This window comes from Mycobacterium paraffinicum, assembly GCF_001907675.1.
Taxonomy (GTDB): Bacteria; Actinomycetota; Actinomycetes; order Mycobacteriales; family Mycobacteriaceae; genus Mycobacterium; species Mycobacterium paraffinicum_A.
Window position 1 is genome coordinate 17,614 of the sequence record NZ_MPNT01000046.1, and the last position, 21,157, is coordinate 38,770.

Below are 21,157 nucleotides of genomic sequence, written 5' to 3' on the forward strand. Positions count from 1 at the left end.
CTTAGAACCCGTACGTCGCGGCGGCCGACGCGTCCCCGGCGAGATAGCTGGCGCCGGCTTCGCCGACGCCCACGCCGGCGCGGCCGAGCTCTTCCACGCCCTGGGCGGCGACGGCGGCGTGCTCCTGACCCTGGGCGCTGAAGCCGAGGGCGGTCTGCAGCGACACCGGATCCACCGCAGGTGGCACCACCGCGGTGATGGCCGGCGCGGCCGCCGCGTGCGCGGCCGCCAGCCGCGCCGTCAGCGCCTCCACCGCGGCGCTGGTCGCGGCCAGGCCCTCGGGAACCACTCGCAACGTCATGACTCTCCCCTTTCACCAAACATCGCGGCCTCACCCACCAGCGGGTTGACCAACTGCACGTACGTCGGACTGTCGCTGTCGCCCAACAGGATCGCCCGCCCGGCGGGCAGCCGGCCGAAGCGCTGGCCCCGGATCTTGCCGCTGTCCTGCGGGTTGCCCGCCAGCATCAGCGTCGTCGCCTGCAAGTCGTTGAAGCGGCGCAGCAGCGGGTTGGTCATCAGGGCGTGTCCCGACCCGGTCGCCCGCGCCGTGACGATCACCCGCAGCCCCAAATCGGCGGCCTGCGAGAGGATTCCGATCAACGGCGTCCATGGCCGCTGCCCGACGTACGGGCCGCTCATCGCCGGCGCGTCCGGTATCTGGTCGACGTCGTCGATGATCAGATAGTGGGTGTGGCCCGCGTACCTCCACCGGGCCAGCTCCCCGGGCGACAACCCGGCCGGGGGACGCCGCGACTCGATGATGTTGGCCAGTCCCAGCATCACCGGGATGATGCGGTCGACGTTCGCGGTGTACTCGTTGTCGGCGAACAACGGCTCGTCGACCAGGTGCAGCCGCCGGTCCAGCACCGTGAAGGCCACCTGGTCGGGCGTGGAGTGTTCGCGGATGGTGCGAATGATGTGGCGCAGCAACGTGGTCTTGCCGGACTTGCTGTCGCCGAACACCATCAGCAGCGGCTCGTCGGCGAAGTCGACGACGACGGGTGCGAGGTCCTCCTCACGCTGGCCGATGACCACCTGCTCCGGGCCGCGGTAGAGCGCGCCGAGCGCCTCGGGCGCGAGGTTGGTCGGCAGCAGCCGCACCGGCGGCGCGGCCATGCCCGGGTATCGGGCGTTGATCGCGGCCACCTGATCGAGCTCGGGGTTGGCGAACAGGAAGTGCTCGGCGGCCATCGTCAACCCCCGGCCCGGCTGGTCATGCGGCACGGACTCCGCGGGGCGGCGCAGCGCCCCGACGAGCCGCACGTTGCTGTCCCGCGGGTCGTGCAGCTTGAGCTCGAGTCGCAGGCCCAGGCCATCGCGCATCGCCAGCGGCACCTCGAGCCAGCTCGGGGTGGTGATGACGACGTGGATGCCGTAGGCGAGGCCGACGTTGACCAGCTCACTTACCTTGGCCAGCAATGGGTTCCGGGTGTTGAACTGGTCGGTGTTGTCGCGACCGAACGCGTACAGGTTGTCGATGACCAGGAACACCTCGCCGTACCCGTCGTCGGGTGCCGCGCCGTGCCGCTCCCGGAACATCTCGCGCCGCTGCCGGGACAGCAGCAGCTGCTCCAGCTCGCCGAACGTGCGCCGGATCCGTTCGGGTTCCAGCGCCGAGGCGACGCTGCCGACGTGCGCCAGGTCTTCCAACGCCCGCAGCTTCCCGCCGCCGTAGTCCAGGCAGTAGAACGTGACGTCGCGCGGTGAGTGCAGGCTGGCCGCCGACAGGATGAACGTCTGCAGCGCGGTCGATTTCCCGGACTTGGGGCCGCCGTGGATCACCACGTTCCCGGCCGACGAGGTCGCGTCGAACACCAGCGGGTCCCGGCGCATCTCGAAGGGTTTGTCGATCTCGCCGAGCGGCCATTGCCACTGGCGCTGCGGCACCCCGGCCCGGGCCAGCACCGCGGTCAGCGGGATCGGCTCGTCCAGCGGCGGCAGCCACAGCTGCGGCGCCCGCGGCCCGTAGCGCGCCAACTGGTCGCCGATGGTGGCGATCAGCTTGCGCGGCGGCCCGGCGAACTCCTCGTCCTCGGCGGTCGGGATCACCATGTCCTGCTCCGGTTCCACCCGTCCGGCCGTGAATAGCTTGGGCTCCGGAACCGCGTGCACCACAAGGGCTTTGGTCTTCTGCGGTGGGTCGTAGATGCCGTCGACATAGGTGCTGCGGAACTTGATCGGGGTCGCACCTGGGGCGGGCACCAAGAAGCCGACGCCCTTGTGTTCCTTGCCCGATTCGATGTGGTAGGCATCCTCCACGCCGATGATTTGGCGCGAAACGCTGGGACTGGCCACCTTCAACCCGATCCGGTAGGAGGTGTTCTTGTCGATGTCCTTGATCTTGCCCACGTCCAGCGTCTGCGACGCGAACAGGATGTGGATGCGGAACGAGCGGCCCTTGCGGGCGACGTAATCGAATAGCTCCGCGTATTCGGGGTGATCGGCCAGCATCAGGGTGAACTCGTCGGCGACCACGAACAGCGTCGGGATCGGCGGCAGGTCGTGCCCCGCCGCGATCGCGCCCTCGTACTCCACCACCGAGTTGAACGCGCTGCCCTGCACGCGGCGGCCGGCCTCGCGCAGCAGCGTTTCGCGGCGGGCCACCTCACCGCGCAACGTGTCGGCGAACCGGTCGGCCAGCGACTTCTTCTCGGCCATGTTGGAGATCACCGCGACCACCTGGGGGAAATGGCGGAAGCTGTCCGCGCCGGCCTCACCCTTGAAGTCGGCGTAGATCACGATCAGCCGGTCGGCCGAGTGGGTTGTCAACAGCGACAACAGGATCGACATCAGCGTCTGCGACTTGCCGGATCCCGTCATACCGATCATCAGGCCGTGCGGGCCCATGCCGCCCTCGGCTTCGTCCTTCAGGTCGAAGAACAGCGGCTCGCCGGTAGCGGTGACGCCGATGGGCACGCGCAGCTCATCCTCGCGGCGGCGCGGCGCCCACAGCGTCGGCACGTCCAGCCGCGAGGCGTCGCCGATGCCCAGCAGCGTGGTGAAGGTGGCGCCCCGCGTAGCCGCCGAGCGCAGCCCGGTGTGGGTCGGGTTGGAGTCCCAGCGCGACAGCTGGCGCGCCAGGTGGGCGGCCTCGTCGGCGCCGAGCAGGTCGGCGTCGTCGACGTAGGGCTGCCAGCCGCCGGTCTGCCAGCGCACGATCGCGCCGTCGGCGACACGCAGGATCGGCTTCTCGGGGTCCGAATACTGCTCGCGGTGCGGCGGGGTCGCGCAGCGGTGCACGACGGTGACGCCCGCGCGGCCCAGCGCCAACGTCGAGGTGCTCAGGTCGAAGTCGGGGTCGTCGATCACGATCAGCAGGTGCCGCAGCGCGTCGGCGGGCTCGCCGGTGAACGCCGGCCGGTCGACGAACGCGGGGCCCAGCAGCAGAACCAGCTCGTCGGGGTTGGTCGCCAGGAAGCGAGCCGGACCCACGCCGTCGAGCTCGCCCGGGACGTCCACGTGCGCAAGCCATTTCAGCCACGACCAGTCGGGGCTCTCTAGGTCGCGGGCGACCAGAGCCACCCCCAGCACCGTCGGGTCGTGCCACGTCACGGCCTGGGCGATCCAGGCCCGCATCGCCGCGCGCGCCTCGTCGGCTTCGCCGAGCACGGTGATCCGCGAGACCTTCGTCAGGTCGATGCCCGTCGGCACGTCGCGCACGATGCGGTGGGTGTCGAGCAGGCTACGTAATGCGCTGTGCGACACCGGCTCCAGGTCGACCTCGTCCGCGGTGTCGTTCACCCGCAGCGCCGTGCTCAGGGGCACCTGGTGGCGGCCGGCGCGCAGCACCAAGAAGTCCGGGTCGTGCGGGTCGCGCTCCCATTGCCGCCGCGACCCCGGCACGCCGGCCAGCGCGGCCGGGTCGGGGTGCGACCACTCGGCGGCCGCGCGCTGCTGGGCGGCCTGGGTGCGGATGTTGTCGCGGACCACCGACAGGTAGCGCAGGTAATCGGCGCGTTCGGCGTCGACCTCTTCGGTGCGCGTCTTGTTGTCGTTGCCGCGATACATCGCGGTGGCCGCCAGCAGCAGCACGAACGGGAAGAACAGCGTCTGCGGGGAGATCAGCCGCATCCCGGTGGCGAACAGCGCGACGACCATGCCGACGATCAGGATCACCAGCACATAGGGCATCGCCCGCCGCAGGAACGACGGCGGGATCACCCGCGGCAGCTCGGGCGGCGCCTCGATGTTGATGGTGCCCTTGCGGGTGACCGGCGGAGCCAGCCGGCGGCGGGCTTCGAAGATGAGTCGGCTCATCGGGGCGCTCCCTCTGCTGATGCCACGCGGCCGGGCTTGGTGTCGGGCGCCAGTCCGTCGTGCGCCAGCAGCGCGTCGGCGCGCGACAGCGTCGGGCCGCTCGCGAACAACGACAGCACCGACCACGGGACCGGCACCGCCGGCTCGCTCAGGCCAAGTGCCTCAACGGTTTTGCCGCGCCCCGCGGCCGAGTTCTCCGCTTCGTTGTCGATGCCGTAGCGCACCCCGGTGTCGGACACCCAGAACAACGACCCGGTGCCGGGGGCGCCGGCGCCGCCGGTGACGGTCTGGACGAAGTAACCGGTGCCCGGGGCCAGGGCGACGCGCGTTGCGGTGGCCGGGGAGGCGCCGCCGACCAGGTCGACGGTGCGGATGGATTCGGGCACCGGCAGGGCCGAGCCGGACAGCAGGTTCAGCGAGCTGGTGGCGGCGCCGGCGGGCTTGCTCCAATAAGCGCACGTGACAGGATCTTTGGCCGCGTCGACGAGGGTGAGCTGCTGCTCGGGGTAGCGCGCGGTGTCGAGCATCCGCGACACCGGCAGCTTGGCCACCGCGTCGGCGCCCAGCCGCGGCGGCTGGTCCAGGCCGTAGGAGTTGGTGTTGCGCAGGATCGCGGCGAGCACCGGGGAGATCGGTTGCAGACCGTCCGGCAGCACCGCGTAGTAGTGCGCCGCGCCCGACGAGTTCTGGTCCAGGGCATAGGAAACCACCACCGCCCCGATCGGCGCCGGCACGCTGAAGCCTGCCGGTGCGCCGGCGTTCGGGATGGCGGGCGCCGTCAGCGACGGCGCCTCGGGGATGGCGTTGAACAAACCCAGCGCGATGGGCCGCGGCGCGGGCACCTCGGCGTTGTTCAGCCCCACACCCAGTGCGTTGGTGACCGCGTGGTCGGCCAGGTTGATCTGGCTGCGCCTGCCGTCCCACAGGAGCCAGGTGCTGTTGCCACTATCGACCAGGATGGCCTGCTTGGCGTCGAGCTTGGCCGCGCGCGCGCCGCCGCTGTCGGGGCGCCCGGCGATCACCGTGACACCGGTGCTGTGGATGGCGTGCGCCGTGCCGCCGATACCGTCGCAGACGGTCCAGTCGGCGTCGCGCGTGGTGTTTTGCACCATGCGTTCCGGCGCGCCCGGGATGCCGACCAGGTTGCCGCGCGGAAACCGGTCCAGCTCACTGCTTTTCACCGTGGTCGGGTTGACGGGCTTGCCGACGATCAGCCGCGCCGATGTCAGGTTGAGCACCGGGTGCAGCTGGTCGCCGACCCGCACGTACAGGGCGGCCGTCGACCGGTCGGCGAGCACGGCGTTGTTGCCTACCGTCCCGTTGGGCCGGATCAGCGAGAACACGAAGCAGCCGGCCAGGCCGGTGGCGAGCAGGACCACGCCCATCAGCACCGCGCGCGACTGGGTGCGCAGCGGGTCGACGAGCATCCTGGTGTCGTGCAGGGCGATGCCGGATGCGATGCGCCGCATCACGAATCGCCAGCCGCTGACCTGGTGGCGGGTGACGAAACCGCGGCGATACTCCACCTTGTCGGGATTGTCGTTGACCGGGGTGCGCGACGCGAACGAACGCCGATCGTCGGATTCGCTCATGCGGGCACCGACAGTCCGAGTCCGCGCAACAACGGCTCCACCGAGTTCTCGACGTCTTGATCGGTGATCGTCATCAGCTCCTCGTCACTGAATTCCCCGGTGCCGGCGTGTTCGGAATGGTCGAGCCGGAATTCGCGCTCTTCCTCGGAGCGTTCGACGATGTTGCGGACGAACCGGCCGTTGCCGGCGATGTCGAGGTTGCGTCGCGAGATTCCGTTGGCGTCCGGCGTCGACTCGGTGGCCAGCCTGGTGAACAAGGCCTCCATGTGGTCGAGCGCGGCCTGCTCGAAGACGCTGTCGCGTTGCTCGGCCATCTTGGTCGCGATCTCGACGAGCTCCGACGGTGCGTAGGAAGGGAAGTCGATGTTGCGGGTGAACCGGGAGCGCAGGCCCTCGTTGGTGTCCAGGAACTTGTCCAGGTCGGCCCGGTAGCCGGCGATGATCACCACCAGCCGGTCGCGGTCGTTCTCCATCCGCGCCAGCAGGGTGTCGATCGCCACCAGGCCGAAGTCGTTCTTGGCGCCCGTGGCCACCAGGGCGTAGGCCTCGTCGAGGAACAGCACCCCGTCGAGCGCGCTGTCGATGATCGCGTTGGTCTTGGCCTCGGTCTCGCCGATGTGCTGGCCGATCAGGTCGGCACGGTGCACCTCGCGGATGTTTTCGCGCTTCAAAAGCCCCAGGCCACAATAGATCTTGGCGACCACGCGGGCGATCGTGGTCTTACCGGTGCCGGGCGGCCCGGCGAACACGAGGTGGTGGGCGCGCTGCGCGACGGCCAGGCCGCGCTGCTTGCGCACGAGCTCCATGGCGACGGAGCTCTTCAGCCGCGACACCTGATTCTTGACCTCGTCCAGGCCGATGAACTCGGCCAACTGGACTTCGGCCTCGTGCAGCAACACGGCCTTGCGCTCGTGGGCCGCGGGATCGACGAAGTCCTCCGCGCTGGGCTCGGTGTCCGGGTCCCACGGGTCGGTGCGCGCTTCGATCCGCGCCGCGGTGGTGGTCACGATCCCGAAGCTGGTGTCGGACAGGGCCTGTTCGATCTGTTCGTTCTCCGGGTGGGCCGCGTACAGATCCTGGAGCACTTCGCTCGCGGACTCCTCGTCGACGTGCGCCCGCAGCACCAGCGCCTTGGCCAACGCCCCGTCGAGCGCCGCGACCGCGACCGGACCGTCGGGCTCCTCCAGGTACGACAGCGCCGGGGCGAACATGCCCAGTCGCGCCAGCGCGGTGCCCAAGGCGATCCTGGCCGCGTGCGCGAAAGCCTCGTCGAGCCCGGCGTCGTTCACGACCGGCGTCAGCAACTTGACCACGTCAGCCCAGCGCTCGGCGCGGTAGTTGAGGACGACGGCGACCCAGCGGGCCTCGCGCCAGCCCGGGCGGCGCGCGGTCAGACCGGTGACGATCTGGTCGGCTGCGGCGAGCCGCCCGGCGTCCCCGGTCGAGGCGAGCCCCGCCGCGTAGGCGAGGTGGAAGTCGTCGGGGGTGGCGGCGCGGAACTGCAGGTACAGGCCGGTGTCGTAGCGGAAACCCAGTTCGCCCGGCGCCAGGTCCACCTTGCGCTGCAACACCCCGGCGGTGCCCGCGGTGCGCGACACGGCCTCCAGCACCCGCAGTGACGTATCGCCGGCGGCCGCCAGCCCCGTCCAGGCGTCGCACTGGTCGTGGGCGACCCGGGTCAGCGCGGTGAACCCGGAGCGGGCGGCAGTCAGGTCGGCCGGGCGCTGACGCTCGTAGACCGAGATGCCGAGCGCGCGGCAACACGTGGCGAACCGGCTGACGACGTCGCCGTCAACCCGGGCATCCGCGCGAGAATTGACGGGCTGAGCTGCGAGCACGCCAGCGTCACCGAGTTCCACGGCCACGTCTCTCCATTTGTGTAGCCTCCCCTAACTTAACCCGCCTGAAGTTAGCATTGCATAAGCTAAGTGTCGAGGCGCGAGGGCCCGTCCGACTCACCACACCACTCCCACTTCATCACCGCTATCGCGGATCTTCAGGGTCCTTATTTCCGCGTCTTCGGTCGTTCCCCCGCACCACGGAGTGACCGGCCACCGCCAGCCCCTCTAAGCGGCCGAGCTTATCGAAAACCATTTTCATTAGCAATCCGAGAACGCAGCCAATAGTCGTCCGCCGTACCCGAAAAGTTCCGGCCCGCGCTCGCTAGTCCCCCTCCCACGAGCCCGGCAGCAGTGGCAGCGCGGGCCCGCCGCCGAAATCGTCGCCCGCCAGCGTCGTCAGCCCGGTCGCCTGGGTGGCACCCTTGTTCGCGGTTCCGGCGAACCCCAGGGCGCCGGCGCCCCGATCCGATGCGATCGAGGCGCCGGCCCGTGCCGGCGGATCCTCGGACGCCCACTCGCCATCGGGGTCCAGATCCATGAACTCGTAGCCGCGGTAGTGCTCTTGCAGCCCCGCCTGCCGGCGGCGACGCGCCCGCCGCTGCTCACGCGCCGATGCCGCTGCCGCCGCCGCGGCCGGCGTCGAATCGGGCTGCGGCGCCTTTCGCTGCGCGCTGCTACCCATGCCCGTGTTCGTCCCGATCGTGGGACCGCCGACCAGGTACGGGAAGGCGGCGCCTTCGACACCGGCGGGGGGCGGCGGCGACGGTGGGGCCGCGGTTGGCGCCGCCGATGCCGGCGCGGGGGACGGGGCCGGCGTCGTGGGAGAAGACGGTGCCGGCGCCGTGGCCGGGACCGCGCTCGCGACGACCGGAGCCCCGCTGGAACAGGCGCATTGGGTGCTGGAGCCACCGGTACCGGAGCGGCGTCGGGAGCCGGGGCCGGCTGAATTCCGGCCATCAGACTCAACCCCGCTATGCCCCCCGCCAATCCACCCGGCACGATGAACGGAACGGCAGCAAGCTGCGGGAACGCCTGAAGGGCCTCGCCCAGATGGGTGAACTCGTCAGCGATGAGTCCGGCGGGCCCGAAAATGTCTTGAATCAAATCCTCTATTGCGTCGGCCGGGTCGCTGGGAAACTCCGCCAAATCTCTCGCTATTGTCTGGAAAACCTCCGTGAACCGGTTGATCCACCAGCTCAGCTGGTACGGGTTACCGCCGTCATTGTCGACGATTCCGTCGTCGTCGCTGTCTTGGCCGGTGTCGGCGGCGTGCACTATTTGCGGCGCCGGGTCGGTCTGCGGGGCCGACGCCACCGCCATCGTCGAAACCGTCTGGTAGGTGGACATCGTGGCGGCCGCCTGGACCCACATCCGCGCGTAGTCGGCCTCGTTGACCGCGATCGGGATGGTGTTGATGCCGAAGAAGTTGGTCGCCACCAATACGCCGTGAACCGTGTGGTTGGCCGCCAGCTCGCCAAGCGTCGGCATGGCGGCCAGCGCGGCGGTGTAGGCCGAGGCCGAGGTCTCGTGACGGGCGGCGGTCACCGCACTGTTGGCGCTGGCCCGCGTCAGCCACGCGAGGTAGGGCGCGTGGGCGGCCGCGTACTGCTCGGCGGTGGGCCCCTCCCAGGCGCCGGCCTGCGTGGCGGCCAGCGTCGCGGACAGCTCGTCCGCCGCCGACGCGTACGTGCTGCTCAGCGAACTCCAGGCGGCCGCGGCGGCCAGCAGGCCGGCCGGACCGGGGCCGCTGCTCAGCTGGGCCGAATGGACCTCCGGGGGCAGGGCCATCCACACCGGTGCGGTCATCCCGCGACTCCTCGCCGGGCTGAGACCGTGGCGCCCGGGCTGTGGGCGGCGCACCGATCAGCCCGGTATTAGTCGCAGGGCGGCGCGCGAAAGTTCCCGCGCGGCATCAACTCATCGACAATCCATGAAAAGCCCGGCCGCGACGAGTCAGGCTTTGACCGCGCTCACCAGGGTGTTACGCGAAACCATCGACCCGGCGTCCGTGTCGGGCCCGGGCACCGGCCTGCCGTTTTGGCGCAGGAAGTCGGCCAGCGGGGTGCCGACGGCGGTCCAGCCCCGGTCGCCGAACCATTCGGTGGCCGGTGCGACCCGCTCGTTGTAGACCAGCTGATAGAAGGGGCGCTCGGCACCGTCGGCCATCGCGGCGCGTTCCGCCTCGCGTTTCGCCTCGAAGTCGTCCTGGTCGAGGGGCGCGCCGTCCTCGACGGCGACGTGGCTGCCGGGGGCGGCCAGGTTGTCGATGCCCGTGAACAGCTGCTCCTCCGCGGCGGCCGGGAGGTAGATCAGCAGGCCTTCGGCTATCCACGCCGACGGCGTGGTGGGATCAAAGCCGCCGTCACGCAAGGCCTGCGGCCAGTCGTCGCGCAGGTCCACCGCGATCTCGCGCCGCTCGGCCTTGGGTTGGGCGCCGTGGTCGGCGAGCACCTCACGCTTGAAGTCGAGGACCTGGGGTTGGTCCAGCTCGAAAATCGTCGTCCCGGCTGGCCAGTCCAGCCGGTAGGCCCGCGAATCCAGTCCGGCCGCCAGGATGACCACCTGGCGCACGCCCGCGTCGGCGGCGCGGCGGAAGTACTCGTCGAAGTATTTGGTGCGGGCGCCCTGGAAGTCGACGAAATGCGCGCCCCAGTCCGGGGTCTTCAGCTGGTGGTCAGGGAGCTTGCCGTCGAGCACGTCGGCCGCCCACCCGCCCACGGCGCGGCAGAACAGCTCCGCATACGGGTCGACGGCCAGCGGGTCCGGCTTCTGCGCCTCGAGCGCTCGCGCGGTCGCCACGAATAAGGCCGTCGAACCGACACTTGTTGTGATGTCCCAGGTATCGCCTTCACTACGCACGAATTCGACAGTACCGGCGGTCGCCGACGTACGACGGGCCCGCTGATCACCACGGGCGGGCTGTGCTCGGACCTATCCTGTTTAGGCAGCCGCGCCACCCACCGGAGGGGGACATTGTGAAGCTGGCCGAGGCGTTGTCATTGCGGGCCGATGCGCTGCGCCGTATCGAACAGTTGCGCACGCGCATTGTGAGCAACGCCCGCTACCAGGAGGGCGAAGAACCTGCCGAAGATGCGGCGGCCCTGCTCGCCGAAGTCGAGGGCGTGCTGGGCGAGTACGAAGTGTTGATCAGGCGGATCAATCGCACGAACGCGGCGACGACGATCGGCACGGACGGCACGCTGACCGACGCGTTGGCCCGCCGGGATGCGCTGCGTTGGCGTCACCACGTTCTCAAGAGCGCAGCGGACGCGGCCGCCGGGAGCAATCAGCAGGGCTACTCCCGACAACTGCGTTCTGAGCTAAAGATGTTGTCCGCCTTGACCGTTGCGGATGTGCGCGCGCAAGCTGACCAGGTGGCTCGCGAGCTTCGTGAGCTCGACGTGCGGATCCAGCGATCGAACTGGGAGGTAGACCTGTTGGAGTAAGGGATCCGGGTGTAGCAGGTAGGCGTCGCGGAGGCGCGCACGAGCCCAGGCCGGCGGGCCAAGTCCGGTCTCTCCTGGCGCACGAAGGGCAGTGCAGAGGGTTCGACTCCCCAACTCACACCGCAGCCCCGCATTGCGCACAGGTGACGGGGCACAGCGCACAGCACATCACCGCGTGCGGATCCGTGACGACGAGGGTGGGCACGGGGCATACACCGACCGGTTCCAACGCGGACGCGCACCGTCCGACGCTGCGGATCGTCAGACGGCATCAGTGGATCTGGTTGGCGAGCTTGGTCACCAACGCGGTGTCGAGGTAAGCGGTGGCGGCCGGGCCGCCGGAGTTGAGGGCGACGATGGTGGCGGGGTCGTCGACGATGACCAGGGTGCCGCCGAAACTGCCGTATCTGGCGGGCAGGCCCGCGTATCCCCCGCCGCCTGCGGCCGGGTCGGTGCGCAGCAACAGCATGACGTCGCTGCGCGCGGAGTAGTCAACGTCATTGATGTCGAACGGGACCTCTACCGGGCCGCCGGGGCTGCGCTTGTAATGGGTGTTGTAGGTGAAGCCGATGCTTTCCAGGTAGCCGCTCGGCGGTGACGGCGCCGCGGCGGCTGTCGTCGTGGTGCCGGTGTAGTTGACCACGACGATGCTCTTGCCGGAAAAGGCGCCGTGCTCGGAGCGGATGGCGTTCTGCTGGGATTGCGCCTTGTCGACGAGGGTTTTGGCCGTGTCGGTGCGGCCCAGGGCGGTGGCGATCCAATTCAGCTGCGTCTGCCAGGTCCAGTCCTGGCTGTCGTCGGCGGGCTGGGTGAGAGTGGGCGCGATCGCCGTCAGGGCCTGGTAGGTGGGTTGGTCGATGTCGCCGGTGTCGATGATGAGATCGGGCTTGGCGGCGGCGATCGCCGCGGTGTCGGCGGCGGCGAACACCGGTGGTGACGAATGCACCAGTGGCTGCAGCCAATTCGGCACGGTCGCGTTGGCGGCATTCATCAGGACGGGCTGGACTCCCAGCGACAGGACGGCATCGGGATCGCCGGGTCCGAGCGCCGCGATGGCCATCGGACGGTGCGCAAGCTTGACGGTGCCGAATTTGGTTGTGAGGGTTTGTGGTTCATAGGGTCCCAGGCCGCCGCCGCTACGGCCGAACAGGTGGATGCCCACGACGGCGGCGGCTACCAGCACCGCGACAACAACGGTCGCCGCGACGGCGAGGCGAGTGCGTTTGTGCCGCTTGGCTTTAGGCGACAAGCCAGGGCCGCCGAACGAAGGCGGCATGCCGGTGAACTGTGGGGGCGCCGCGTGGTGCGGGGCCACGGCGGCCCCGCGGGGGTCGTACGCGGGCCAACCGGGCACCGGCGCCGCCCCCGGGGGCACGGTTGGCGGATAGGTCACCGTTGGATTGGTCGGGTTGCCCGCCGGTGGCCCGCCGGGGCCGGTGTGCGTCATGGGCACCGGCCTGCCGGTCAACGCGGCCGCGGTGGCAGCCGCCAGCGCACCGGCGGTCTGGAAACGCTCGGCGGGGTCCTTGGCCAGCGCCCGGGCCATCACGTGGTCGACCTCGCGGGGCAGGGCCGGGTTGACGTCGGTGGGGCGCGGGACGGGCCGCATCAGGTGTCCGGCCAACATGGCCGGCAACGAGTTGTCCTCGTAGGGGGTGCGGCTGGTCAGCAGCCGGAACAGCGCGCAGCCCAGCGAATAGATGTCGCTGCGGGGGTCTGCCGCCCCGCCCTCGATGGTCTCCGGTGCGGCGTAGGCGGCGGTGCCGACCATCGAGCCCGTGGCGGTCAGCGTGGTGGCGTCATCGAGGGCGCGCGCAATGCCGAAGTCTGCCAACAAGACTCGCTCATGGTCGCTGCCCGGCGCTGAGACCAGGAAGTTTCCGGGTTTGATGTCGCGGTGCAGCACCCGCCGGGAGTGCGCGTAGTCGAGTGCGGCGGCGACGTCGGTGACGATGCGCACGATGCGGGCGGGGGTGAGGTTGGCGCGGTCCAGGTCGTTGGCCGCGGTTCCCTCGACGTACTCCATGGCGATCCACAGGTGTCCGTCGTCGGTCTCACCGCGGTTGTAGACCCGCACGATGTTCGGATGGTTCAAGGTGGCGGCCAGGTCGGCCTCGCGGGTGAAACGGACCCTGAATTGGTGGTCCACGGACAGCTCGGCCGACAGGATCTTCAACGCATCGCTGCGGGGCAGCGTCGGGTGGCGGGCCAGGTACACCGTGCCCATCCCGCCGGAGCCGAGCACTCCTTCGATGCGGTATCCGGCGATGACCGTTCCGACGGCGAGAGGCATCAGGCGCTCATTTCCCGGTGAGCATGCGATATTGGGCGGCCATCATCTGATGCAGCGCATTCTCTTGTTCGTTCTGCATCTCGTAGGCGTAGCGGTCCGCGCGCGCCACACACCAGTAGCCCAACGTCTCGTTGAAGCATTTCGCCTTGGGCATGCCGCTTATCCCACCGACTTGGTGCGGCCCGGACATGTCGGCGACGATGCGCGCCGCCGCGCCGCCGTCGGGGGTCTGATAGACCCGGGTTTCCAGCACGTAGGCGACCTCTTGGACGTTGGCGGACTTGAACAATGCCTGTAGGCGCACCGGGTCGTCCGCCTCCAAGTGCAGCGCCCCGTGCGCGTCGTAGATGCCGTCGTTGATCGACTCGTTTTCCTGTCGGGGCGCCACGGTGTGCGCCATCAGCCCGTCGGGATCCAACGGCAGCTGGGCCATCCGATCCGGCGGGGTGGGCTTGAAGGCATCGATCAGGGGCTGCTGGAGATCCAGCGTGGTGGCGATCAATTGCGCTGCGAGATCGGCTGTGTCGGCCGACGTCGCCGTTTGGGCGAGCAGGTACTGGCCGTGGGCGCTCAGGGCGGTCACCGAGAAGCGTGGACCACCCGGGGCGGGGTACTGTTCGGTCCAGCGGAAGCTCAGCGCGGCCGTCCCGGGGTGACGGGGAATCGAAAAAGGCTGTGTGGGAAGTGGTTTACTGTCGAATGGCATCGTCAGGGTGGCGCCTTTGGCGGCCATGTCGGCGGCCGCCGCGGTCGCGTCGTCGGGGCTGGACAGCTCCAACACGATGTTGAGGAGCGCTTTGTAGGGGCCTTTTTCGGTGTGCCGTGAGCTGGAAAACCCGGCCAGCAGGTTATGGCCGCGCAGTGCGTCGCCCAGCGGGATGCCCAGCAACGCGTTGACCGCGTCGGTGTCTTTGACCACGCCGGAATCGATTTGGGCGTAATCGGTCAGGTCGCGGTCGACCTCCCAGGGCCCGACGACGGCGCCGGCCAGGCGGCGCCCTTCGGCCCAGCCGCCGCGCAGCGCGTCACCGGCGTCGCCCAGCGGGTCGCGCGGGGTGGTGGGGAAGTTCCCGGCGTCGAGCAGCGCCAGGTCGACACCGTCGGATCCGTCCGTCCCCGGAGCTTTGACGGCGGTTCCCGCGACGGTCGAACTGCACGCGACGGTCAGCGCAGCGACCGCGACGGCGAGGCCCCACGGGCGGGTGCGGCGCGTCATGACGCCGTCAGCATCAGGTATTGGGCCGCGACGATCTGGTGCGCCTCGACCTCCTGGGCGGCAGTGACTTTGAATGCGTAGCGGTCGGCGGTGGCGAGGCACAGGAAGCGCACCGCGCCCAACTCGCCGGTGTCGGGCCCGCGGTCGAAGCAGCGCGCCGAGGGCAGCCCGTTGATGCCGGGGGCGGAGCGGTAGCCCAGGAAGGGAACATCGATGCGGGCAAGCCCGTCGGCCGCGCGCTGTGCGCCGGTGGTGTCGACGGCCTCGTAGACGGCGCTGCGGTCGACGGCGACGTGACCGATGCCGGCGTCGGTGAACATCGCCTGGGTGGCCACGGGGTCGGGCCGGAAATGCAGCGCGCCGTGCGGTGGATAGACCGCGGCCTGGTTGACGCTGGGGTCGGTAACGGGCACGGTGCGGGCCAGCAGTCCGGTGGGGTCGGCGGGCAGGGTGGCCAGCCGGTCCAGCGGGGTGGCCTGGAAGTGGTCGGCCATCGGGCCCTGCAGGTCAAGGGTTTTGGCGATCATGTCGGCGGCGGCGCCGGCGCTCTCTTTCGAGCCGGCGAACTGGAAGAACACATAGGGGCCGTGAGCGGTGAACGCTTCGGCCTCGAAGCCGCCCGACAAGGGTGCCACGTTCGCCATCGTGTCGGGGTGGTGCGCGACGGGCAGCCGGGTAGCCGGGATGTTGCCCGGCCGGATGGTGGCCACGTCGGCGGCGGCCATCGCCGCGGCCGCGTCGGTGGCGTCCTGAGGGCCCGGAAAACGGAAGACCCCGTTGTCGAGGATCTTGGGTTTGTCCGGCGGCGGCTGGCCGGGTGGGGCTGGCGGGGTGGCGCGCCCGCTGACGAAGCCGGCGACGAAGTGATGGGCTGCGGCGATCGCGGCGATCGAATCACCGCGCACCAGCGCCGAAAGCCGGCCCACCTCGGGAAGTGCTGTGGTGGGCGCGATTTCGGCGCTCAGCGGGCTGATCAGCATCCCGTCGACCTGCCAGGGACCCGCGACCATGTCCGCCATCCGTTGGGATTCGACCCGGCGCCCGGCCGCGTCGTCGGCGACGGTACCCAGCGGCGGGCGCGGTCGGCGCGGATAGTTGCCTGGATCGAGCAGCGTCACGTCGGCCGCCGGTGGCGCCGGGCCGCCGGACTTGACTGCGCTGCCGGTGACCACCGTCGAGCAGGCGCTGTCCAGTACGGTCACCGCCGCGATCGCGGCGATCAGCAACGCCGGCGACGGCAGCCCGGCGCGAATCCGTTTCTCGGCCGGACGGATTCGGCGCCATTCGGCGTCGCCGGGGACATGGCCGATCCGCGGGGAGCGGTTACGCGGCGCGCGCCCATCCCCCATCCCTATCCCCTCGTTTCGGCGCCCACTGCTGGCCACCCGCGGCGATCCCGACCAGACCAGCAGAATGGTAGTCCCTGTCACCAGCGCACCCGATTCGTTCGTCCATTTTGCCCATCATGGCCGCGGCGGCGTCGCTCGCGCACGATTCGCATTTCGATCACCGCCCTCCTTCGCGGCGAGGGCGGCGATCAGCCGGCGGTGACGCGCTCGGCCATCCGGGTGGCGATGGTGATCGCTTGATCGGTGCGGTTCTCGCCACAGCTGCGCACGTCGATGACGATGTTGTTGCGCGCCGCCAGCGCTCGCTGGCACTGCCAACCCCCGGCGCCCTCCTGGGTGTTGGTGATGCTGAGCATGCCGTCACGGTTGGTGGCGGTGCCCGCTACCCAGACGCTGGTCGGCTCCCGGCGGGTGGACAGGTGCAGGCTGGCGCCGTTGCACTTCGGCCACGCCTGGGCCTGTCTGGCGGCAAAGTCGTTGGCCGCCTTCGCGGTTGCGAAGTAGATCGCCGCGCTGTGGTTGAGGTGCCGGGCGCCGTCGCGGTCCTGCAGCGACTGCGTTCGAACCCCGATCCATCCGCTGCCGTCGAGTTCCGACTCCAGTGCGGGCGCCTGGATCTCACCGCATTCGGGCCGGTCAGTACTCAAGCCGCTGTAGGGAGTGTGGTCGTTGCCCGCGTCGGGCGCCGGTGCGATATCGGTGGCGCCCTCGATGCTGTTGATGGTCGCGACGTCCAGCATCAGGCCGGGCAGCGCCGACAACGGCACCGTGGGCGCCTCCGGCGCCGGGCCCGGGCCGACCGGCGCCGCGGAAGCCGCCGGCGCCGGCAGCATCGTCGAACTCGCCGTGTCGTCGGGGCTGGCGGCCACGTTGATCGCCAAGCCTGCGGCCGCCACAGTGACCACGACCGCGGCCCCCACCGCGATCTGCGCCCACGTGGGCCAGCGTCGCCGGGGCGCGGGGGCGAACACCGGCGGGTAGCCGGGTGCGGGCCACCAGGAGGGTGTCGCCGGCGGCGCTGCCGGCATCGGCGGAATTCGCGGTATCGGCGGTGGACCCGCGATCCCGAGCGGCCGGCGGGGCAAGACAGCGGTGACCTCCTCGCCGGGGATGCGCGGTGTCATGGGCGTCATGGGCGGGTGCGGGTAATGGGGCATTGGGAGTCCTTCGGAACGAGGTGACTGCGCGGCATCTTCCGCCGCATGCTCCGAATTGAAACACAGCGTTTGGGGAAGCGCAATGTTTTCAAACGTTGCACCGCTCCGTTTTTATTGCTAGCGTTCCGCCATACCCGGACGACCTGGCAGGAGGACCCCATGAGCGCTGCATCGCGGCAAGACCACGCCGAACCGTCGAGCGACGCACGCGGGCGGGACGCCGCGAGACGCGGGCCGCGCCTGGCGCCGGCCGTGCGCTGGGCCGTCCTTGCCACCATCGGCCTGGCTCTGCTGCTGACCGGGTGCACCGCTACCACCACCGGGCGCCCGGCGGCCGCCGCGGACTTGGGCCGTTGGCAGCCGCCGGCAATCCTGCCCCAGCACCTCGCCGATCTGCTGCTCAAGGAGGGCGACGTGAACACGATCGCGCACACCACCGGCATGGCGGTACGCAAGCCGGTCACGCGGATGTGGCACGACGACGAGATGATGTCCAACCCCAGCTGCGTGGATGCCTACGCACCCGCCGAAGCCACCACGTACCGCGGCAGCAACTGGACGGCGCTGCAGGGGCAGATACTCGACGACGCCTCGTCGGTAGTGCGCGAGCACGCGCTCATCCAAGTCCTGATCGGCTTCCGTGACGCCGATTCGGCCCGGCAATTCTTCGGCCAGTCGAAAGCCCGCTGGTCCAGCTGCGCCGGCCGCTCGATCGTCATCACCCCGCCCGGCCACGCCCCCACCACCTGGGATCTCGGCGAGCTGTCGGCCACCGACACCACCTTGGCCATCCTGCAAACCCAGCCCAGTGGCCGCGGCACCACCTGCCAACGCGCGCTCGGGCTGGTCAACAACGTCATCGTCGACACCCTGTGGTGCGGGTTCGACACCACCACCCAGGCCAGCGACATCGTCTCCAAGACGACCGCCGTGATCTCGCAAGCGTGACGCACCCGTCGCACATCCAATCCCCCACTCATTACGGAGGAATCATGTCTACGCACCCCAACCACCGGCACCCGTACGGCTACCCCCAGTCCCACGCCTACCCGCATCCCTATCCGCCGCCGTACTGCGCCTCTGGGGCGGGCTATCCGCCGCCACCCGGCAACCAACCGCTCTTCGCGGTGCGGATCAGGAAACACACCGGCGCGGTGGTCCTGACGTTCAACCAGACCTACACGGTCACCGGGACGTTGGCCCAATGCGAGGCCGCACTGGACAACGCCCTGCTCCACAACCTGCTGGCCGGGTGGTGGAGCCTGGCCTCCGTTCTGGTCTGGAACTGGGTTGCCCTAGTCGAAAACCACAATGCGCGAAAGCAGTTGCGGCGCCAGGCCGCCACGCAGGCCCACGCCGCCCCCTGGATGCACTCCCCCGCGCCGCGTTAACTGATCGTCAGCTGGGCGATGAGGTTTTCGATCGCCCGTGCGGCCTCGGGCGCGATGGGTCGCTCCGCTTCGGCGTCTTCGAGGACGGTCGCCGGCAGCCCGGCGCCGTTGGCCGCCTCCTCGATGCTCAACTCCGCGCGGTGGCGGGCGCCATAGAGCCGCTGGCCCAAGGTGGCCGACGGTGAGCGCGCCGCGCGCATCATCAAGTCGTTGTAGCTGCGCCGCACCCCGCTCAACGCCAGGATGACTGACGGGCTGCCTTTGGCGTTGCGTGCGGCGCTCGATGCCAGCCGCTCCAGCCGGCGCAGGTCGGCAAGGGTTTTCGTGGCCTTGGGGCTGAAGTCGGGATGGGCGGGCTCGGGTAACTCGGAGATGGCGGTGAGCAGCGTGTGCATGGCCAGTTCCACCGTCTCGGCCATCAGCGGCGCCTGAACCGAGTCGGTGAACGACTCGGTGGCCTCGTCGCCGGCGCCCGTGACCGGCGCGGCGGTCCGGATCGGATTGCCGGTGGGCGCCGGAGCGCCGCCCCGCCGGATGCGGGTGATGTGGCCGGTGGGCCAGTCCAGCACCCTCTCCAGCTTCTCCAGCGTGGCCCGCCGCGGCCAACTGCGACCCTTTTCGAAATTGATCAGGGCGCCCGCGTTGATGATGCCGTCGCGGTCCAGGCTGCGCTGCGAGATCCCCAGCTGCTGACGGCGCTCGGCGACCGCGCTGCCCGCGCGCATCACGCCGGGGTCGCTCTCGTTGTCCCACCATTGTTCGTCCTCGGCATCGAACGGGCGCATGACCTGGGTCGACTCCTCGAGCGGTGCGTCCGATCGGTGTTGTGGAGTGAGGGTCACCGCAACCCCGTCGGGCGCCCCGAGACAGATGGTGGTGGCGCCGGTGATCAGCACCGAGCTGCGGCGTATCCCGTCGACGAACATCCCATTGGTGCTGGTGTCGAAGGCCTGCCAGCCGTCGCGGTGCGGCTCGAGCCGAACGTGCGACCGCGAGATCCGCTCATCGTCCACCTCGACCGTGGCCCCGGCGTCGCGGCCGATGACCGCGACGCCCGCCGCGGGCGCCAGGGTGAGGGTCGCCTGGCCGACCCGCACCGTGAGCGCGGTCGTCGGGTGATCGGATGTCACTAATCGCTCCTCGGTCGGGTGGACGCCCCGCTGCTGCGGTATGACTCGGTGCACCACTGCTGCATGCTACATCCGATTGGCGTGCACCCCTTCCCGTAAATAGGCCGTGCCGCGGCGGGGTGGTTGGCCCTGGCAGCGCCCGCCACCGCCGCCCCGACCCGCGTCGGCGCGGGTTCTTACAGGTCAGCCGGATCGCCTGATGCCTCAGGCCGTCCCGCCAAGGCCGCACCGTTTTAAAACGTTGCATCCCGCTAGTGCTTTGGTTATAGTTCAAGCGGTGGCGGACGCTCCGCCGCGAGACACGGAAAGGGGCCCCCGATGCAGCCACAGCAGCCCATGCCGCCTCGGCAAGCTCTCCAACCGGTGGCACCCGGGCGCTGCTACGAGCCGCCCACCCAACCGCTGGCCCGTTCCTTCGCCGGGATGCCGCAACACCGGCCCCCGGCATATCCGCAGCCACCCGTCGGTGCGAACGTGTGGGCGCCGACCACCTTCCCTCCCGCGGCCGCGGCGCCGCGCCGCGGGCGCCTGCCGCTCTACCTGGGCGCGGCGGCCACGGTGGTCGCCGCACTCGCGGCCATCGTGGGTTTCTGGGCGCCGGGATTCCTCGTCACCAGGCAACTCGATGTCGCCGCCGTCCAGGCCGGTGTCGCGCACGTCCTGGCCGACCCGGCGGGCTACGGCGCTAAGGACGTCAGCGACGTCTCCTGCAACGACGGGCAAAACCCGACCGTCACCAAGGGCGGCACCTTCACCTGCCAGGTGACCATCGACCACCTCAAACACCAGTTCGTGGTCACCTTCACCGACGACTCGGGCAGCTATGAAGTCAGCGCCCCGAAGGGCACCAAGATCTGAAGCCGGACCTCGGCGTGCGCTACCGCGCTTCGCTGCCGCCGTCGCCGTCCCAGGTCCCCGGCAGCATGGGAGTCCTTGGGCCGCTGCCGAACTCGTCACCGTCCAGAGTGGCCAATCCCGTTGCCGCGGCGCCCGCCTCGCGGCGGGCGGCGCCCGAGAACCCGAGCTTTCCGGCGCCGTTGTCCGATGCGATCGCCGAAGGATCGCCACCCGAGGCGCCCCAATCCGGGTCGACGCCGACGTTCATGTCCGCGAACTCGTCGCCGTAGTCGTGCCGCTTCGCGCGCCTCCGCCGTCGGGCCCTGGACTGTTCGCGTGCCGCCGCGGCCGCCGCGGCGGCCGCGCTATCCGGTTCCGGCGCCTTTCTTTTGGCGCTGGAGCTGGCAGCGGCGCCCATCCCCGAGCCGGACCCGATACCGGGTGGGGCGATCACGTAGGGCGGCGCGAAACCCGCGGCGTGCGGCGGCGGCGGGGCGGGCGGCGCGGGGCTGGTTACGGCACCTCCAATCCGGAGCCACCCTGGTCGCGCGGGAGTCCGAATATTACGGCGATGTTCTCTCGGCGAGCCACGGCCGACGAGGGCCCTAGGGCCCCGATACGGCAGTCGTTAGTCCCTCAGCGGAG

The 21,157-nt window shown here is 70.1% G+C and carries 16 protein-coding genes and 1 pseudogene; 4 read left to right on the plus strand and 13 right to left on the minus strand.

Annotation, left to right across the window (positions count from 1 at the left end; translation table 11 throughout):
* Nucleotide 1: 1 nt before the first annotated feature.
* The 7 genes from BRW65_RS28425 to BRW65_RS28450 all read right to left on the minus strand — a co-directional run bounded on the left by BRW65_RS28425 (nt 2) and on the right by BRW65_RS28450 (nt 10,552).
* A complete protein-coding gene (locus BRW65_RS28425) occupies nt 2-301 on the minus strand; it encodes a PE family protein (RefSeq protein ID WP_068079915.1) in 300 nt (99 codons plus the stop codon).
* Nucleotides 298-4,260 (minus strand): type VII secretion protein EccCa, encoded by a 3,963-nt coding sequence (gene eccCa / locus BRW65_RS28430; RefSeq protein ID WP_073880440.1) that lies wholly within the window; start codon nt 4,258-4,260, stop codon nt 298-300. Before eccCa ends, BRW65_RS28425 begins: the two co-directional genes overlap by 4 nt.
* Nucleotides 4,257-5,852: a type VII secretion protein EccB gene (eccB, locus tag BRW65_RS28435; RefSeq protein WP_073880442.1), complete on the minus strand. Its 1,596-nt coding sequence runs from the start codon at nt 5,850-5,852 to the stop codon at nt 4,257-4,259. Before eccB ends, eccCa begins: the two co-directional genes overlap by 4 nt.
* Nucleotides 5,849-7,711: a type VII secretion AAA-ATPase EccA gene (gene eccA, locus BRW65_RS28440; protein WP_073880460.1), complete on the minus strand. Its 1,863-nt coding sequence runs from the start codon at nt 7,709-7,711 to the stop codon at nt 5,849-5,851. Before eccA ends, eccB begins: the two co-directional genes overlap by 4 nt.
* Nucleotides 7,712-8,015: 304 nt before the next feature.
* Nucleotides 8,016-8,141, minus strand: coding sequence for a hypothetical protein (locus BRW65_RS33020; protein WP_432206466.1), 126 nt, complete (start codon nt 8,139-8,141; stop codon nt 8,016-8,018).
* On the minus strand, nt 8,090-9,499 hold the full coding sequence (locus BRW65_RS28445) for a PPE family protein (RefSeq protein ID WP_139273296.1): 1,410 nt from the start codon (nt 9,497-9,499) through the stop codon (nt 8,090-8,092). The genes BRW65_RS33020 and BRW65_RS28445 overlap by 52 nt, the downstream gene beginning before the upstream one ends.
* A 147-nt stretch (nt 9,500-9,646) precedes the next feature.
* Complete coding sequence (locus tag BRW65_RS28450) at nt 9,647-10,552, minus strand: class I SAM-dependent methyltransferase (RefSeq protein ID WP_073880444.1); 906 nt, start codon at nt 10,550-10,552, stop codon at nt 9,647-9,649.
* A 116-nt stretch (nt 10,553-10,668) separates the two neighbouring features.
* On the opposite strand from BRW65_RS28450, the gene BRW65_RS28455 reads away from it, so the two are divergent.
* Entirely contained in the window at nt 10,669-11,139 is a 471-nt protein-coding gene (locus BRW65_RS28455) for a DIP1984 family protein (protein WP_073880446.1), read from the plus strand.
* Between the two features lie 271 nt (nt 11,140-11,410).
* Here BRW65_RS28455 and BRW65_RS28460 read toward each other — a convergent pair whose 3' ends face one another.
* The 4 genes from BRW65_RS28460 to BRW65_RS32730 all read right to left on the minus strand — a co-directional run bounded on the left by BRW65_RS28460 (nt 11,411) and on the right by BRW65_RS32730 (nt 17,154).
* Complete coding sequence (locus tag BRW65_RS28460; protein WP_073880448.1) at nt 11,411-13,432, minus strand: serine/threonine-protein kinase; 2,022 nt, start codon at nt 13,430-13,432, stop codon at nt 11,411-11,413.
* A gap of 7 nt (nt 13,433-13,439) precedes the next feature.
* On the minus strand, nt 13,440-14,648 hold the full coding sequence (locus BRW65_RS28465) for a DUF7373 family lipoprotein (RefSeq protein WP_073880450.1): 1,209 nt from the start codon (nt 14,646-14,648) through the stop codon (nt 13,440-13,442).
* The gene (locus tag BRW65_RS28470) at nt 14,645-15,997 is read right to left on the minus strand and encodes a DUF7373 family lipoprotein (protein WP_244168255.1); all 1,353 of its coding nucleotides are present in this window, start codon (nt 15,995-15,997) and stop codon (nt 14,645-14,647) included. The genes BRW65_RS28465 and BRW65_RS28470 overlap by 4 nt, the downstream gene beginning before the upstream one ends.
* 188 nt (nt 15,998-16,185) lie before the next feature.
* Entirely contained in the window at nt 16,186-17,154 is a 969-nt protein-coding gene (locus BRW65_RS32730; protein ID WP_084188048.1) for a sensor domain-containing protein, read from the minus strand.
* A 159-nt stretch (nt 17,155-17,313) separates the two neighbouring features.
* Here BRW65_RS32730 and BRW65_RS28485 point away from each other — a divergent pair, with 159 nt between their 5' ends.
* Entirely contained in the window at nt 17,314-18,102 is a 789-nt protein-coding gene (locus tag BRW65_RS28485; RefSeq protein ID WP_073880456.1) for a sensor domain-containing protein, read from the plus strand.
* Between the two features lie 44 nt (nt 18,103-18,146).
* Complete coding sequence (locus tag BRW65_RS28490) at nt 18,147-18,545, plus strand: hypothetical protein (RefSeq protein ID WP_073880464.1); 399 nt, start codon at nt 18,147-18,149, stop codon at nt 18,543-18,545.
* Here BRW65_RS28490 and BRW65_RS28495 read toward each other — a convergent pair.
* On the minus strand, nt 18,542-19,675 hold the full coding sequence (locus BRW65_RS28495; RefSeq protein ID WP_167374112.1) for an FHA domain-containing protein: 1,134 nt from the start codon (nt 19,673-19,675) through the stop codon (nt 18,542-18,544). The genes BRW65_RS28490 and BRW65_RS28495 overlap by 4 nt on opposite strands.
* A gap of 318 nt (nt 19,676-19,993) precedes the next feature.
* On the opposite strand from BRW65_RS28495, the gene BRW65_RS32560 reads away from it, so the two are divergent.
* Entirely contained in the window at nt 19,994-20,533 is a 540-nt protein-coding gene (locus BRW65_RS32560; RefSeq protein ID WP_244168256.1) for a DUF4333 domain-containing protein, read from the plus strand.
* 19 nt (nt 20,534-20,552) lie between these two features.
* On the opposite strand, the pseudogene BRW65_RS28505 reads toward BRW65_RS32560, so the two are convergent.
* Nucleotides 20,553-21,029, minus strand: a pseudogene (locus BRW65_RS28505) (hypothetical protein); the annotation flags it as partial.
* Nucleotides 21,030-21,157: the final 128 nt, after the last annotated feature.

What these genes read in the sequence shown, in the direction of transcription:
- BRW65_RS28425 (WP_068079915.1), bottom strand. Translation starts at nt 301, where the DNA reads ATGACGTTGCGAGTGGTTCCCGAGGGCCTGGCCGCGACCAGCGCCGCG.
- eccCa (WP_073880440.1), bottom strand. Translation starts at nt 4,260, where the DNA reads ATGAGCCGACTCATCTTCGAAGCCCGCCGCCGGCTGGCTCCGCCGGTC.
- eccB (WP_073880442.1), bottom strand. Translation starts at nt 5,852, where the DNA reads ATGAGCGAATCCGACGATCGGCGTTCGTTCGCGTCGCGCACCCCGGTC.
- BRW65_RS28445 (WP_139273296.1), bottom strand. Translation starts at nt 9,499, where the DNA reads ATGACCGCACCGGTGTGGATGGCCCTGCCCCCGGAGGTCCATTCGGCC.
- BRW65_RS28460 (WP_073880448.1), bottom strand. Translation starts at nt 13,432, where the DNA reads ATGCCTCTCGCCGTCGGAACGGTCATCGCCGGATACCGCATCGAAGGA.
- BRW65_RS28465 (WP_073880450.1), bottom strand. Translation starts at nt 14,648, where the DNA reads ATGACGCGCCGCACCCGCCCGTGGGGCCTCGCCGTCGCGGTCGCTGCG.
- BRW65_RS28470 (WP_244168255.1), bottom strand. Translation starts at nt 15,997, where the DNA reads ATGGGGGATGGGCGCGCGCCGCGTAACCGCTCCCCGCGGATCGGCCAT.
- BRW65_RS32730 (WP_084188048.1), bottom strand. Translation starts at nt 17,154, where the DNA reads ATGCCCCATTACCCGCACCCGCCCATGACGCCCATGACACCGCGCATC.
- BRW65_RS28485 (WP_073880456.1), top strand. Translation starts at nt 17,314, where the DNA reads ATGAGCGCTGCATCGCGGCAAGACCACGCCGAACCGTCGAGCGACGCA.
- BRW65_RS28490 (WP_073880464.1), top strand. Translation starts at nt 18,147, where the DNA reads ATGTCTACGCACCCCAACCACCGGCACCCGTACGGCTACCCCCAGTCC.
- BRW65_RS32560 (WP_244168256.1), top strand. Translation starts at nt 19,994, where the DNA reads ATGCAGCCACAGCAGCCCATGCCGCCTCGGCAAGCTCTCCAACCGGTG.